Origin of the sequence: Erythrobacter crassostreae, from assembly GCF_019204045.1 — a bacterium.
Classification (GTDB): domain Bacteria; phylum Pseudomonadota; class Alphaproteobacteria; order Sphingomonadales; family Sphingomonadaceae; genus Erythrobacter; species Erythrobacter crassostreae.
The window spans coordinates 252,679-268,109 of sequence record NZ_JAGSPC010000001.1 but is presented as its reverse complement, the minus strand read 5'-3'; the positions used below and the strand labels follow the sequence as shown (position 1 = coordinate 268,109).

The window sequence follows — 15,431 nt, the reverse complement described above, 5'->3', positions numbered from 1 at the left end:
GCCTGTCGACAGGGCTGTGTATAGCCCTGTCGATCAGTGTGTTCAGAATATGCGGAAATTGTGTGCGAGTTAACTTTCGAGCTGGCGCAAAAGGCTCCGCACATCGCCATCCATATCGGCGTCGCGCGTCCGCAGATCTTCGATCAGGCGAACGGCGTGGATAACCGTGGAATGGTCGCGTCCGCCGAATTTGCGGCCGATCTCTGGATAGGAGCGCGGTGTGAGCACTTTCGATAGATACATCGCAACCTGACGCGGGCGCACAACGGCGCGCGCGCGGCGCTTTGAAGACATCTCGCTGCGGTCAATCCGGAAGAACTGGCAAACCGTGCGCTGAATTTCATCAATCGTGATCCGGCGGCGGTTGGCTGACAGAATATCGGTCAGCTGTTCCTCGGCCAGATTAAGCGAGACTTCCTGTCCGGTCAGCTGCGCATAAGCGATCAGCTTGTTCAAACCGCCGACCAATTCGCGCACATTGCGTGTGATGGTACGGGCGAGGAAATCGATCACGTCCTCCGGAACCGAAAGCGGCGCAAAGCGCGACAGTTTCGAATCGAGGATTTTCTTGCGAAGCTCGATATCGGCGGCTTGGATATCGGCAACCAGTCCCATCGAAAGGCGGCTGAGCAAGCGCGGTTCAACACCGTCCAATGCTTGCGGGGCGCGGTCGGCAGCGAATACCAGACGTTTGCCTTCGGCGAGCAGCGCATCGATCGTATAAAGCAGCTCTTCCTGAGCCGATGCCTTGCCGATGATGAACTGAATATCGTCGACCAAAAGCAGATCAAAGCTGCGCAGGCGCGCCTTAAACTCGATCATCTGATTGGCTTTGAGGGCCTGAACGAACTCGACCATAAACCGCTCTGCCGAGCAGTAGAAAATGCGAGCGCGCGGATGCGCCTGAAGGAAGGCGTGGCCGATTGCGTGAAGCAAGTGGGTTTTACCCTGTCCGGTCGCACCTTTCAAATAGAGCGGCGAAAACTGCGGCTGCTCGGTTGCGGCCATGCGCTGGGCTGCGTTGCAGGCGAGCACATTGGCTTCGCCAGTTACGAATGCCTGGAATGTCAGTGACGGGTCGAGACCGACAGAGCTGGTGAAGCCAGCTTCGCCGATTGTTCCAGCGGCAACCGCAATTGCGCTTGCGCCATCATTGGCGGGGCGGCGGCCGTCATCAAGGCGCAGTTCGGGCAACTGACGCCGACCGGGGTGAACCTGAATATTGACGCTGCGCACTTCGCTGCGTGCGATTTTCCATGCGAGTTGGAGACGATCCTGAAAGCGATCCTTAACCCAGTTCGCCGAAAACTCGGTCGGGAGGAACAGGTCCAGTACGCCGTTTTCTTTGTTGATGCCGCCAACCTGAATCGGTTTGATCCACTGGCTGTGCAATTGATGGCCAAGGTCCTTGCGAAGACCGCGGCTGATATCAGACCAGTCCGCGGCGAGATTTACGGCTTCTGCATCTTCCATCAGGTCATCATCTGCTTTCCGACGGGTTGATCCCGCCTTATTGGTATCGTGCACGTCTCTATTCCCCAAAACTATCCCACGCCCGGAGCCGCATCCGAGTCGCATTTCTTGTCTGTTCGACAGGCAAAATCCATCCCGGCCCGAAAACCTAGGTTTTCGGGTGCCCCCTATCATTCAGCTTCTTAAAACCCAGGCTGTCCCGCCCCGGGTGAGATGCGAATAAAGAGCCTCGCGAGCATTTGCGCAAGCGAGGAATTTTAAAAAAACTGAAATATATCGGGTTGACTCGGCTCTACCCCGCAGGCGCCCGTTCAAGTGTTTGTTTTAACGATGAATTCACCATTTAAGGTGCGCGAATCGCGAGGAATCCTAGGCTTTTCAATTCACTGCGTTGAGGCCGCGTCGTTATTGAGCCGCCAAAACAAAAGGGCCGCGCCATTACGGAGCGGCCCTAAGGCATTTTCATATGTAAAATCGCGTGTTTCAGAGCCGAATCGGTAGCCCCGAAAAACGAATCAGAGCGCAGAGATGCGCTTTGAAAGACGCGACATTTTGCGTGCGACAGTGTTCTTATGCATCACACCGCGAGCAACACCGCGAGCCATTTCCGGCTGAGCAGCTTTAAGCGCTTCGGAAGCGGCGGTCTTGTCGCCTGCTTCACAAGCAGCTTCCACCTTCTTCACGAAACCGCGGATGCGGCTCATACGGGCGGTGTTGACTTCGGTCCGGCTGTTGTTGCGACGGATACGCTTACGGGCTTGCGGCGTGTTGGCCATAGGTTGTTTCTGTCTCGCGTTCTTTAAGGGTCGCTATTGCGACCGAATCAATTCTCGGTGGTGTTCGAAAAACGGCATTTCACTGCCGGAAAGCGGGGCACATACGGCGACAAGGCCGAATCGTCAAGAAAAGTTGGAGTTTGTAGGCCGCATTGCATCCGCAACGCGAAATCCTCGCGCCTAAGGCGCTGCGGGCGGACAGTCGCCCTTGCGGCTGCTTCGCGCCGGGATCGCCAAATGCACAGGGGCATTCTCTGCTTCTATTTTTGGCACTTTGTGCAGTACCATGTGCTGCGCCCGCCTTGGGCGATGCGCCTGATTGTCCCGTTATCTTCCCTGCGGCATGGTTCGCCTGTCCGCCCGTAAACATCAAAGCGGGTTGCGAAATAGCCGAGTTCACCATCAGGCTGCGCATAATCCCTTAAAGATGACCCGCCATCTTGGATCGAGGTTTCCAGCACGTCTTTGATAGCAGGAACCAGCTTGGCCAGTTGCGGCTTGGTCACCTTGCCCCCGGCTTTGGTGGGATGGATACCCGCTCGCCACAATGCCTCGCAGACATATATATTGCCAAGGCCCGCTACGATCCTTTGATCAAGCAGGCACAGTTTAATGCTCTGCGTCTTTTCTTTCAGTGCAGCCTTCAAATGTTCTGCGCTCAAACCCGAACCCAATGGTTCTGGGCCCAGAGCGGCGAATTGCGGCCATTGATCCAGATCAGGTTCGCCAATCAGGTCGACCGACCCGAACCGCCGCGGATCGCACAATGCAAATTGGTGATTTGCCGTTTCCAGCACGAGATGGTCGTGCTTGTCCGGTTCTTCCGGATCGATCCGCCAACGCCCGCTCATTCCGAGGTGAAAGATCATTGCCGATCCGCGATCCAGATGCAGCAGGCCGTATTTCGCGCGTCTTGATAGATGCGTGACAGTCGCGCCGGTCATCACTTGGACCAGATCAGGCGGGAAGGGGCGGCGCAGATTGGGGCGATTGAGCTGGACGCGGGTGATCCGCGCGCCATCAAGAAAGCGCGCGAGGCCGCGTACAGTGGTTTCGACTTCGGGTAATTCAGGCATGGCACCCGTTTCGCGGGCCTTGTCCCGCAATTCAAGTGTTTGCGACCCACCGAAACTTCACTAAGGCACACGGCATGACTGAAAGCATTCAAGACGCCGCCCAAGATACCGTCAGCTTCGGCTACGAAAATGTTAGCCCGCAGGAAAAGACCCGCCGCGTGGGTGAGGTGTTTTCGAGCGTCGCGCGCAAATACGACATTATGAATGATGCGATGTCGATGGGTATGCATCGCGGTTGGAAAGACCGTTTTGTCAAACGCGTAAAACCGCAGGCCGGCGAGCAAGTTCTCGATATGGCGGGCGGCACTGGCGACATTGCTTTCCGGATGGCGGATCGCGGAGCTGACATCACTGTGGCTGACATCAATCAGGATATGCTGGATGTGGGTGCAGAGCGCGCCATGGAGCGGGCCGAGAATGAAGAGACCGGTAGCCTGGTGTTCACATGCCAGAATGCTGAAACGATCAGCTTCGCCTCCAACAGTTTCGATGCGTACACAATCGTATTCGGCATCCGGAACGTGACATACAAAGATAAAGCGCTGGCCGAGGCATACCGTGTGCTGCGTCCCGGCGGGCGGTTTTACTGCATGGAGTTTTCGACCACAGAATGGTCCGGCTTTAAAGAAATCTATGACGTCTATTCCGACAAGCTTTTGCCCCGCATGGGTCAGGCGATTGCAGGTGACGCCGATTCGTACCGTTATCTGGTCGAATCCATCCGCAAATTTCCGAGCATGCCCGAATTTGAAAGCATGATACGCGCGGCCGGTTTCACCAATACCAAGGTCGAGCCGATTCTGGGCGGCGCGGTGGCCATTCATTCGGGGTGGAAAATTTGATTGGATATGTGCGGAACTTATCCGTGATCCAAACGCACTGACATTATGACTTCTCCCGTCGTCCATCTCTTTCGCCTCGCCCGTTGGGGCACCACTCTGGCGCGTCGCCGCGCTCTTGTGGGTATTGAAGACGATCCCAATGCGCCCACGCCGGTAAAACGGCTGGTCAAACTTGCGCGCTGGGCAACGTTCACGACCAAGCGAGGTGAGCCGGACTATGCGGGCGCGTTTCGCGCAATCGGCCCTGCTGCAATCAAGCTGGGGCAATCACTGGCGACCCGCCCCGATCTGGTCGGCGAAGAAGCCGCGATCAATTTGCTTAGCCTGCAGGACAGTCTCCCGCCGGTTCCGTTTGAAGAGATAAAGGCATCTGTCGAAGCCGCTTTCGGGCAACCGATTGAGGCTTTGTTTTCTGAGATTGATCCCGAACCGGTTGGTGCTGCGTCGATCGCACAGGTGCACAAGGCCATCACCACCGATGGCCGCAAGGTTGCCGTAAAGGTGCTGCGTCCGGGCATCCGTGAGAAGTTCGCAAAGGACATTCAAACCTATGAGTGGGCTGCGGCCCACGTTGAGGCGATGGGCGGAGAGGCAACGCGTCTGCGTCCGCGTTTGACGATTGCTAACTTCAAACGGTGGAGCAATTCGGAACTTGATCTGCGGCGTGAGGCAGCGTCTGCCTCCGAACTTGCCGAGGAAATGTCGGGTGTTGGCGGATACCGCATTCCCGAAGTTGATTGGGACCGGACCAATGGCCGCGTGCTGACCATTGAATGGATCGATGGAGTCAAAATCAGCCGCACAGATGAATTGCTGGCGCGCGGGCATGATCTGGATGCGATTGCTGAAAAGCTGGTCATTTCATTCCTGACCCAAGCCATTAGCGCGGGCTTCTTCCATGCCGATATGCATCAGGGGAACCTGTTTGTTGAAGATGACGGCACAATCGTTGCGATTGATTTTGGCATCATGGGCCGGATTGACCGCCGCGCGCGGCAATGGCTCGCGGAGATCCTCTACGGACTGACTACAGGCAACTACAAACGCGTCGCTGAGATCCATTTCGAGGCGCAATATGTGCCGAGCTATCATTCGGTCGGCGAGTTTGCGACTGCTCTGCGCGCAGTGGGCGAGCCGATGCGCGGCAAGCCGGTGAAAGAACTGTCGGTCGGGCAGATGCTCGACGGCTTGTTCGCCATTACCCGCGATTTCGACATGCAGACCCAACCGCATTTGCTGCTGCTGCAAAAGACCATGGTCATGGTCGAAGGTATCGCCACGCAGCTCAACGAAGACATCAATATGTGGGACACCGCCGCGCCTTACGTGCGCAGCTGGATCCGCGATGAGCTTGGCCCGGAAGCCGCCGTTGCCGAACGGATCAAGGAGGACACGCAGACATTGATGCGTTTGCCCGATCTGATCCGCCGGATCGAAGAACGCTTCCCCGCAAAAGGAGGAGCGCCAGAAGCGCCGCCATTGCCGGAAATCAAGCTGCTCACGGATCGCAAGGAACGCAGCGGCGGATCACGCCTCAGCTATCTCGTCGCCATCCTCGCCGGTGCGGGCGCCATGTGGGGCGCCTCCAGCATGGGTTGGCTGGGTTAATCAGCGCGTTTGGGGCAGCACCTTTGCGCCGATCAATCCGAAAATACCCAGCAAAGCTTCGACCACCATCGGCGGAACGAAGCCTTCAAAACTGCCATCAATGGCGAGGCTGATCAGGCGCGCGGCGAGCGTCACCAACATCAATGCCGCGCCGATCACCAATGGATCGCCTCTGCGCGCCCATGCTCCATAGATAAAGCATGCACCGCTGACGCCGAAAAAGGCTGTCATATCCGCGCGGATTGATGTGGTTCCATGCACGCCTTCTACTGCCAGTCCGAAATTGGCCGCTGAACCGACCGGGTCGGTCAAAAAGCCAAAACCCATATAGACCAACAGCAACCCGCCTAAAGCGAGCCCGATGCGCAATGCGATAATCATAATCTGAAGTCCCCCTCGTCTCCCTGACCGTATCGGACAAAGCGGCGCGCCGCTCAAGAAAATTTAACCATTGCACCCCATGGCAGACTGGGAATTCGCGTAGAGTCTTGGCGCAGCGGCGCAGCACGGCTAGGCTACGCAGCGCAAACAGATTTTCCGCTCAATTCGGGCAATGGAGACTTGGACGAAATGACTGGCTCGAATGGCCTTTCTAAAGCGGTTTCGATGGAGCGCGCACGGTGAACGGCGCAGCTCCCAAAGTCCTGCTCGTCGTTGGCGGCGGTATCGCGGCCTACAAATCCTGCGAGCTCGTTCGTCTGATCCGTAAGGGCGGCGGCGATGTGACCTGCGTTGTGACCAAAGGCGGTCAGCAATTCGTTACGCCAATGTCGCTTGCGGCTCTCAGCGAAAATCAAGTCTACACCAGCCTGTTCGACCTTAAGAACGAGGCGGAGATGGGGCATATCCAGCTTAGCCGTGAGGCCGATCTGGTCGTGGTGTGCCCGGCAACCGCCGATCTGATGGCAAAGATGAGTGCTGGGATCGCAGACGATCTCGCGACCACGCTTATCCTCGCAACCGACAAGCCTGTGATGGCTGTTCCAGCGATGAATGTACGCATGTGGGAGCATGCCTCGACACAGCGCAATGTTGCATTGCTTGGTCAGGCAGGTGTGCAGGTACTCCACCCCGATGAGGGACCAATGGCGTGCGGCGAGTTTGGCTATGGCCGGCTTCCCGAACCTGAAGCGATCTGGCGAGAGATCGCAGCGCATTTCGGCATCGAAGTCGAAGAAACTGCGCCGCCTGCACCCGCAAACGATCAGCACGTTGAGGCGTTGGAGCCGGAAGACGAGCCAGCATCCACAGGCCTCGGTGGTTTGCTCTCCAGAATCATCCCGCGCTCCACTGCAAAGCGCAGCCACGACGATATCGAAACCGAATTCGCCGAGCTTGAAGAGCAAGGCGAAGAGGAAATCGCGGACGAGGATCTGCCGCCGGTCGAAGAAGAAGAGATCGAGTTCAATCCCGATATGGGCGGGCCGTTGCTCGCCAAGAAAGGCGGCGCCGGATCAGCGCCTCCAATCGATCCTGAAGCCATCAACCACATGATTGATGATCGCAAGGTTGAGCCTGAACATGTTGAGGGCGAAAAGGCCGCTGCTCCTGTTGGCTCTTCCGGTATCGAAACTGTCGAAGAAGACGCGCTGGGCGGTGAGGTGTTCGCTGTGGATGCCGGTTACCAGCCGCTTGATGGTCGTCATGTCCTGATCACCGCTGGCCCGACATGGGAATCGATCGATCCGGTACGCTACATCGCCAACCGGTCGAGCGGGAAACAGGGCTTTGCCATCGCTGCCGCAGCTGCTGCTCTTGGGGCGAAAGTCACGCTAGTAGCTGGGCCCGTATCGCTCAAGACACCGGCGGGCGTTGACCGGATCGACGTTGAAAGCGCCGCTGACATGAACCAGGCGGTGAAAACCTCTCTGCCAGCCGATGTCGCGGTGATGGTCGCAGCCGTCGCAGACTGGCGCCCGAAAGAATACACTGGTGAGAAGATCAAGAAGCGCGGCTCTGCCCCGCCAGCTTTGATGCTTACCGAAAACCCCGACATCCTCACCAATGTTGCCGCTGGCAGCAACCGGCCGGAACTGGTTGTTGGCTTTGCCGCTGAAACCGACAACGTGCTCGATCACGCCAAACAGAAACGCAAGCGCAAGGCATGCGACTGGATCGTCGCTAATGATGTTTCGGGCGATGTGATGGGCGGCGACAACAACCGCGTGCATATCGTCACCGGCGACGGCGTCGAAAGCTTGGACGAAATGCCAAAGGCTGCCGTCGCGATGGCGCTGGTCGAGCGGATCGCCGCATCCCTTAAAGCAGAGGCCGCTGAATGAGCCGCGAAATTGGTGCCGAAGGCACACCGACCCGGGCGCAGGTCTCGGTCGAGCTGAAACGATTGCCGCATGGCGAAGGGCTGACCCTGCCATTCTACGCGACATCGGGCGCGGCGGGCATGGATGTTGTTTCGGCTGAAGATGTGACAATCGACCCGGCTGCGCGCCATGCCGTGGCCACGGGCCTCTCAATGGCCATCCCGCATGGATACGAAATTCAGGTGCGCCCGCGCTCTGGCCTCGCGTTCAAACATGGCATCACCGTGCCTAACACGCCCGGCACTATCGACAGCGATTATCGCGGCGAGTTGAAAGTGCTGCTGATCAACCACGGTAGCGAACCGTTTGTCATCGCGCGCGGCGACCGGGTTGCTCAGCTGGTGCTGGCTCCGGTCGTGCAAGCGGCATGGCAGGAAGTGGACGAGCTCGACGCGACCGAGCGCGGTGCAGGCGGCTTCGGCTCAACCGGCGGTCACGCGAACCTCTGATCCGAAGTAGAATCAAAAAGGGCGGCGCTGATCCCTTGCGCCGCCCCTTACGTCCCGTCCAAGGGTTGTGATTATTGCAACTTAACCGATTAACGCGCCGGGCGCACGGTCTTTCCGTCTTCCTTGATCGTAATTCGCAGCGTCTCGCCAGAATTTCCAGGGAAATCAGTGAATAAGGCCTCGACTAGATTTGGGACAAGTGTCTGCAAACGGTTCGTTCGGGAGGCTGCCTGGGCCTGACCTTCGAACAAACGCTCGCCAGATGCTGTCGAGTCGATCTTCAAATCAATGTCACCGACATAAACGGTGTAGCTGCGCACTTCCGGCCCAGCGAGGAACGGATCGTGGAAGCCGAATGCAAAGCCGCGGCGGAAGCCAAAGCCCCGGCCCCATGGGCCGAAGAACGGATCGTTAAACCCGCGGCCTGTTGTGCGCACGCGCTCACGGCCATTGTCGACACCGTAATCAAAGCGGGCGAGCAAGTTTGCTTCCGAAGGTGACGCTGCCTCGGTGTATCCCAGCTTTTGCATCTCAGCGGCGACCATATCCGCATAGAGCGCGAATTCGAGCCCGCCAGCGAGCTTCGGATCATCAGCCACCACGGCGAAAGTTTGCCCCTGGGGCGCTGGTAAAGTCGCAGTGAAGCGCGATACGTCAGCGTTGAAAGATGGCGCGCAGGCGGAAAGGCCCGCAGCAAGCATTACTGGAAGCGCAAAGCGCTTGAGCGAGGTCGAAAGAGGTTGTTTCATGGCATACCCTATTTGTTTGATGCACTAATCACGAAAAAGCGCATGTGTGTCCACCAGTGAAGCCGTGCACGTCCCCCTCGTAGCTGCCCTAAGGCATGAGCCTGACCTCGAACGCGCAAAGTGACACCAGCCCACCGCACTGTAAAGCGCGGGGCTGAACCGGGTTTGAATGGCGATGAGGCGTTATCCGCGCACCAATCCAAGCGCCTTGTACGTCGCATCCAGCGTCGGCAAACCGTTTTCGCGGGCGCGGGCGGCTCCGCGAGCTAGGATTGCGTCGAGCGCTTCTTGATCGTCTTTCAGTTCCAGAAAGCGCGCGTTGATCGGCGCGAGCGTCTCTGCCAGCACTTCGCCAAGCGCCGGCTTGAACGCGCCGAAACCTTGCCCGCCATGGTCTGACAGTACCTCCTGCGGGGTTTTGCCCGTCAGAGCGGCATAGATACCAACGAGGTTTCTGGCCTCAGCGCGATCCTCCAGACCTTTCTCTTCACTTGGCAGCGGCTCAGCGTCAGTTTTGGCCTTTTTGACCTTCTTCATGATCGTATCGGCATCGTCGGTAAGGCTGATACGGCTCATCTCAGACGGGTCGGATTTGCTCATCTTGGATGTGCCATCGCGCAGAGACATGATCCGCGCGGCTGCGGGCGGGATGTAAGGTTCTGGCAAGGTAAAGAGCGGCGCGTCTTCCGGACAGAAATCGGTGTTGAATTTCTGCGCGATGTCGCGGGCCAGTTCCAGATGCTGTTTCTGGTCTTCGCCCACCGGAACATGCGTCGCCTGATACAGCAGCACGTCTGCGGCCTGCAGGACGGGATAGGTGAACAACGCTATGGATTGGCCTTCGCGGTTTTTGCCCGCTTTGTCTTTCCACTGCGTCATCCGGTTGAGCCAGCCCATTCGCGCGGTACCGCTCAGCAGCCATTGCAGCTCTGCATGGGCCGGAACCTGCGCCTGATTGAACAGCACGGTTTTGGCGGGATCAACGCCGCAGGCCACCAACGTGGCGACCATTTCGCGGGTGTTGCGCGTCAGCTCGGCCGGATCATGTGGCATAGAAATGGCGTGAAGATCTGCGAGGAAGATAAAGCACTGTCCGCCATTCGCGTGCGCTTCTTCCTGCAGTTTCACATAGTTGACGATCGCGCCAAGGTAATTGCCAAGATGCGGCTTGCCCGTGGGCTGGATGCCGGAAACGACGCGCATATCAGAGTGCTTTCTTCTTTGTGAGTGCGGTGATGCGTTTACGGTCGATGGCTCCGACTGCGAATGCAACCCCGAAATAGACAATGGCTGCTGCCGAAACGAGGGCCAGCAACGCGCCTAGCCGCGCAAACAGCCCAGCTGCAAACCAACCAGTGAGCATGTCTCGGGTGTAGTACAGGGCAATGCCCATCGCGGCGGCTGCTACAACTTGCCGTGCGATCCGCAAGACTAACGCTCCGGGCACACGGTAAAAATTGCGGTGTGCGAGCACGATCAGCAGGAATGTCACGTTGATCCACGCGCCGATCACGCTGGCATAGGCAACGCCGAGAATGCCGAAACGGCCAAGCAAGGCGAAGTTGAAACCGATAAAGACCGCCAGCGAGATAAAGGCCGCGATCACCGGTGTCTTCGTATCGGCGCGGGCGTAGAAATTGGGCACGAGCACTTTGACAAGTACATAGGCGGGCAAGCCCAATACCAGAGCAGCGAGCACGTTTCCGGTCGTCGCCGCATCGGCCATTTCAAAGCGTCCGCCTTGGAAAATCATCGTGACAAACGGCGTCGCACAAATCGCCAGCGCAACTGCTGCCGGTATCGTCAGAAGCATGGCAAGCTCAATCGCGTCGGATTGAATGCGGTCGGCACCCTGTTTGTCATCGCCGCCAACGGATTTGGACAGGCTCGGCAGAATAGCGGTCGCGAGCGCGATACCGATAATGCCCAACGGCAGCTGATTAAGCCGGTCGGCGTAATTCATGTAGCTGACCGATCCATCCTCAAGCTGGTTGAGGAAGTAGAGCTGGACCAGCGTGTTGATCTGATACGCGCCGCCGCCAATCGCAGCCGGAAGCGCGATGATCGACAGGCGTTTCACCTCCGGAGTGATACGAGGCCAAAGTAGCTTCGGCCGAAACCCCTCGACCCGTGTCCAGTAATACAGCCATGCGAGCTGCATCACGCCTGCGCCGGTTACGGCCCATGCAACACCATATGCGATCTGTTGAATGCTTGCGCCGGTCGTTTCGGCGAACCACTCGCCGGTCAGCAATGCGGCGATCAGGACCAGGTTGAGGATAATCGGAAAACTCGCACCCGGTGCAAAGCGCGACACAGAATTCAGCATGCCGGTGAACAAAGTCACCAGACTGACAAGGATGATGTAGGGAAACATGATCCGCGCGAAATCAATCGCCAGCGGATAGGTTTCCGCATCAACCGGCTTTTCTGAAAGCAGCCAGATCACGCCCGGCATCGCAATTTCGAACACCGCGACCAGCGCGATCAGAACGGGCAGGAAAACGCTCAGAACATCGGCGCTGAAACTCTTGGCTTCTTCCAGCCCCTTTTCCGGGTCATCGTGCCCGTGCAGCCGCTTTGAAAACATCGGCACAAAAGCCGCCGAAAATGCGCCTTCGGCAAACAGGCGGCGGAACACGTTCGGAATGATGAAAGCCTGAAACCACGCGTCTGTGACCGCGTTTGCGCCGAGGACGCGCGAGAATATCATCTCGCGCGCCATTCCGGCGATACGGCTGAGCATGGTTAGCCCGCCGATAGTTCCGACGTTTTTGAGCAGGCTCATAAATTCAGGCCCGCACCGGCATCCGCTTACGCGTTGCCTTCAGCTGGCGGCATAGTGCCCTCGCCGCCTTCCTGCGCGCGTTTTGCCTGCAATTGCTGCATATAAAGGCCGTTGAAGTCGATTGGATCGAGCAGCAGCGGCGGGAAGCCGGCATCCCGAACCGCGTTGGCCACGACGTTGCGCGCGAACGGGAAGAGGATACGCGGTGCTTCTGCAAACAGGAATGCGTGCGCCTGATCTTCGGGAACATTGCGAATACCAACCAGCCCGCAATAAGACAGCTCGACGATATATGCAGGGCCTGCTTCGGCGGTCGCGGTAATGTTGATCTTCAAAGCGCATTCATGAATTTCTTCACTGACAGCTTCGGTGCCGATGTTAAATTGGACATCGACCTGCGGCTGGTCTTTCCACTGGTAAACACCCGGAGCATTCGGGTTTTCGACCGAAAGATCTTTGATGTATTGCGTGATGATCGCTGCCGAAGGCTGCGTGTCCGCGCCGTTGGCTTGGTTGTCGAGGTTTTGCAGGATGTCGCCTTCGTCGGCCATAATTTTCAATCTTTCGAAATTTTATAAGTGAACTTGCATAGACTGCGACAGACATAGGCCCGATGCGCGGCTATTGCACTGAGAGAAATATTCCGGCGCGCGCCTAGCAGGCGCAAAGCGTGCTCGCAACCGGACGAAATGGCCAAAATGCGCAAAGAAGTGCAACCAATTGGCTGTTGGAGAATTGTAATTGATGCCTATTTAAGGCACGAATGAACTTTATAGGGCGCGAGATGATGGCTAACGCTGTGTTCACGCATGACCTTGTAGGCAAAGCGACCAGCCTGATGGCCGCAAGAGTAATCGGACCCTTATCGTGATTTATGAAATCGTCATCCTCGCCATGATCGCCGCTTTTTTGGGGCTCAGGCTGTATTCTGTGCTGGGCCAGCGCGCCGAGCATGAAGAGGAATCGATCACTCAGAAATACGATCCCGGCAGCAATCAAGCCGGTCAACCGGCGCAGCCGCAGACCGCTGCTCCTGCCGCTCAGCCGCGCGTTGTCGAGCTTGAAGGCGTGATGCCTGCGGTCGAGCGCGGCGTTCGCGAAATTGCCGATGCAGATCGTTCGTTTGATTTGCCTGCTTTTGTCGAAGGCTCAAAGGGCGCCTATGAAATGGTGCTTGAGGCGTTCTGGACCGGTGACCGCGAAACGCTTCGCGAGCTGTGCGATGATGATGTTTATGAAGGTTTCACAGCTGCTATCGATGCACGCGAGGAAGCCGGCCAAACGCTCGACAACAAACTGATCCGGATCGAAGAAAGCCGCGTCCATTCGGCTTCGCTTGATCACCGTATGGCGCGCATTTCGATGCTGTTTGTCGCTGATATCGCTGCTGTCACTCGCGACAAAGATGGAAATGTCGTCGCCGGTTCGCTCGACGATGCGATTGAAAGCCGCGACATCTGGACCTTCTCACGCAATGTCAGCGCGCGTGACCCGAACTGGGTTCTGGACGAAACCGACGAAGGTTGATTTCCAACGGTCTTCGGACCGCAACGAATAGGAAAATGATGATGCGCATTGGCCCGGCATTGGCGATACTGCTTTTGCTGGCCGGTTGCGGTCGGCTGATTCCAGAGGCGAACACGCCATCGGCAAATGTTCCTCCGACCCCAATCCCGGCATCGGCTGCGTTGTTGGGCGCTACTCCGCTGGTCGGGATAGATATTAGCAGCATGGCCAGGGCTGAGGCTGTCGCTGATCTTGATGCGTTTCTTTTGTCATGCGGTGTCGCAACAAGGCGGACAGACCGATCCGGCCTGACACGCCCTGATGATTGGGAGACACCTTGCGCCGCCGCAGCCACTTGGCCTCGGAATGAGGCGTCAGAATTTTTCGTGACCCAGTTCACGCCCGTGCGAGTCGGCGATGGCGCCGCATTTGCGACCGGATATTTCGAACCACAAATCCGTGGCAGCCGTACCCGGCGCAGCGCTGCGGATGTGCCGGTTTACGGTGTTCCGAATGATCTGGAGCGTTGCTGGCGCGAGGATATTCCGCAAGCCGAACGGACTGGTCGCGCTCCTTTGAGTCGCCGGATGTCTGATGGTTCCTGTGTTTCGTACTCTACCCGGGCTGAGATTGAGCAGGGCGCGCTGGACGGACGCGCTCCAATCATCGGATATGCCAGCGACCCGATCGAGTTCTTTTTTCTGCAAATTCAGGGCTCCGGGCGTCTGGTCACCGATGGCGGCGATGTTGTTCGGATCGGGTATGCCGGACAGAATGGTCATTCCTACACCGGCATTGGCGGCGTCATGCGCGAACGCGGCTTGCTGGGCGAAGGTCCGGGTAAATACGCCGGATCCATGCAGGGTATAATGCAATATCTGCGCGAGAACCCGCGCGATGGGGCCGATCTAATGCGGCTTAATGAAAGTTGGGTTTTCTTCCGTGAACTCGAAGGCGAAGGCCCTCTTGGTTCGATTGGAGTGCCCGTTCGCCCGCGCAATGCTGTTGCTGTTGATCCGCGCTATGTGCCTTACGGTGCGCCGGTTATCCTTGATCTCGACCGCGACGTGGCCGACGGCATCTGGATTGCGCAAGATACAGGCGGCGCGATCAAGGGCCCCAATCGGTTCGACACATTCTGGGGCGCAGGTGATGAAGCGCGCACTATCGCAGGCGGTATGAGCGGGCGCGGGTCTGCGGTTATTCTTCTACCCAAAGCGAGTGCCGAACGGCTGCGCGCAAACGAACAATGAGCGCACCGCGCGGCCTAAGCGTCGAAGAGCAAACCGCTTGGGTTAAACTCGCGGAAAGCGTGACGCCAATGGCAGGCCGAAAGCTGCCAAGCCGTCCGAAAGGTGCGGCAGCATCTGATCCTGCTCCAGTTAAAACCGCTCCAAAGCCGGTCGCTCCCAAACGGCCAAAGCCTGCACCGGGCGCGACGCGGCCACCCGCTGCTTTGGCTCCGCCGCGCCGTCGCCATTTCTCATCTGAGCTGGATTCGCATTGGAACCGCAAATTGAAAGCGGGGCAGCTCGCGCCCGATTACACGCTCGATCTGCATGGCCACACGCTCGATACCGCTTATGGCCGGATCATCAGCGGCATTGATCAGGCGCGGGCAATGGATGCGCGGCTGGTGTTGGTGATCGCAGGGCGTGAGCGCCCGGTCGATCCAGCAGATCGCAGCAGCAAGCGCGGGGCGATCCGTGCGAAGATGCTCGATTGGCTCGCCGCGAGCCATCACGCGGATAGCATCGCTGCGGTGCGCCGAGCGCATATTCGCCACGGCGGTGAGGGCGCGCTGTACCTCGTGCTGAAACGGCGGCGCTGAACCCAGCACCGC

General features: G+C 58.0%; 15 protein-coding genes. 7 read left to right on the top strand and 8 right to left on the bottom strand.

The genetic code is table 11. The annotated features are described in order from the left end of the window. Nucleotides 1-69 precede the first annotated feature (69 nt). From dnaA to mutM, 3 genes are all read right to left on the bottom strand, one after another. Complete coding sequence (gene dnaA, locus KCG46_RS01330; protein ID WP_218405228.1) at nt 70-1,473, bottom strand: chromosomal replication initiator protein DnaA; 1,404 nt, start codon at nt 1,471-1,473, stop codon at nt 70-72. A 515-nt stretch (nt 1,474-1,988) separates the two neighbouring features. Next, a complete protein-coding gene (rpsT, locus tag KCG46_RS01325) occupies nt 1,989-2,249 on the bottom strand; it encodes a 30S ribosomal protein S20 (RefSeq protein ID WP_218403561.1) in 261 nt (86 codons plus the stop codon). A 260-nt stretch (nt 2,250-2,509) separates the two neighbouring features. After that, entirely contained in the window at nt 2,510-3,325 is an 816-nt protein-coding gene (gene mutM, locus KCG46_RS01320) for a bifunctional DNA-formamidopyrimidine glycosylase/DNA-(apurinic or apyrimidinic site) lyase (RefSeq protein ID WP_218403560.1), read from the bottom strand. Nucleotides 3,326-3,399: 74 nt separating this feature from the next. Between mutM and KCG46_RS01315 the strand changes: the two genes are divergently transcribed. Continuing rightward, entirely contained in the window at nt 3,400-4,167 is a 768-nt protein-coding gene (locus KCG46_RS01315; protein WP_218403559.1) for a class I SAM-dependent methyltransferase, read from the top strand. Nucleotides 4,168-4,212: 45 nt separating this feature from the next. Further along, a complete protein-coding gene (ubiB, locus tag KCG46_RS01310) occupies nt 4,213-5,775 on the top strand; it encodes a 2-polyprenylphenol 6-hydroxylase (protein ID WP_218403558.1) in 1,563 nt (520 codons plus the stop codon). Here the strand turns inward: ubiB and KCG46_RS01305 are convergent, their stop codons facing one another. Then, entirely contained in the window at nt 5,776-6,156 is a 381-nt protein-coding gene (locus KCG46_RS01305) for a DUF4345 family protein (RefSeq protein WP_218403557.1), read from the bottom strand. 239 nt (nt 6,157-6,395) lie between these two features. On the opposite strand from KCG46_RS01305, the gene KCG46_RS01300 reads away from it, so the two are divergent. Both KCG46_RS01300 and dut read left to right on the top strand, forming a co-directional pair. Beyond that, nucleotides 6,396-8,057, top strand: coding sequence for a bifunctional phosphopantothenoylcysteine decarboxylase/phosphopantothenate synthase (locus KCG46_RS01300; RefSeq protein ID WP_218403556.1), 1,662 nt, complete (start codon nt 6,396-6,398; stop codon nt 8,055-8,057). Next, nucleotides 8,054-8,545, top strand: a complete 492-nt coding sequence (dut, locus tag KCG46_RS01295; RefSeq protein ID WP_218403555.1) for a dUTP diphosphatase — start codon at nt 8,054-8,056, stop codon at nt 8,543-8,545. The genes KCG46_RS01300 and dut overlap by 4 nt, the downstream gene beginning before the upstream one ends. 89 nt (nt 8,546-8,634) lie before the next feature. On the opposite strand, the gene KCG46_RS01290 is transcribed toward dut, so the two are convergent. From KCG46_RS01290 to secB, 4 genes are all read right to left on the bottom strand, one after another. Continuing rightward, nucleotides 8,635-9,294 carry a DUF4136 domain-containing protein gene (locus KCG46_RS01290; RefSeq protein WP_255551710.1) on the bottom strand — a complete coding sequence of 220 codons (660 nt, stop codon included), beginning with the start codon at nt 9,292-9,294 and terminating at the stop codon, nt 8,635-8,637. Nucleotides 9,295-9,477: 183 nt separating this feature from the next. After that, nucleotides 9,478-10,497 carry a tryptophan--tRNA ligase gene (trpS, locus tag KCG46_RS01285; RefSeq protein WP_218403554.1) on the bottom strand — a complete coding sequence of 340 codons (1,020 nt, stop codon included), beginning with the start codon at nt 10,495-10,497 and terminating at the stop codon, nt 9,478-9,480. 1 nt (nt 10,498) lies between these two features. Beyond that, complete coding sequence (murJ, locus tag KCG46_RS01280; protein ID WP_218403553.1) at nt 10,499-12,082, bottom strand: murein biosynthesis integral membrane protein MurJ; 1,584 nt, start codon at nt 12,080-12,082, stop codon at nt 10,499-10,501. A gap of 26 nt (nt 12,083-12,108) precedes the next feature. Further along, the gene (gene secB, locus KCG46_RS01275) at nt 12,109-12,633 is read right to left on the bottom strand and encodes a protein-export chaperone SecB (protein ID WP_218403552.1); all 525 of its coding nucleotides are present in this window, start codon (nt 12,631-12,633) and stop codon (nt 12,109-12,111) included. Nucleotides 12,634-12,949: 316 nt separating this feature from the next. Between secB and KCG46_RS01270 the strand changes: the two genes are divergently transcribed. From KCG46_RS01270 to KCG46_RS01260, 3 genes are read left to right on the top strand one after another with little or no spacing between them, the layout of a single operon-like run. Continuing rightward, nucleotides 12,950-13,609 carry a Tim44/TimA family putative adaptor protein gene (locus KCG46_RS01270; protein WP_218403551.1) on the top strand — a complete coding sequence of 220 codons (660 nt, stop codon included), beginning with the start codon at nt 12,950-12,952 and terminating at the stop codon, nt 13,607-13,609. A gap of 35 nt (nt 13,610-13,644) precedes the next feature. Then, nucleotides 13,645-14,841: a murein transglycosylase A gene (gene mltA, locus KCG46_RS01265; protein WP_369410147.1), complete on the top strand. Its 1,197-nt coding sequence runs from the start codon at nt 13,645-13,647 to the stop codon at nt 14,839-14,841. After that, nucleotides 14,838-15,419, top strand: a complete 582-nt coding sequence (locus KCG46_RS01260) for a Smr/MutS family protein (protein ID WP_218403550.1) — start codon at nt 14,838-14,840, stop codon at nt 15,417-15,419. The genes mltA and KCG46_RS01260 overlap by 4 nt, the downstream gene beginning before the upstream one ends. The last annotated feature ends 12 nt before the right edge of the window (nt 15,420-15,431 follow it).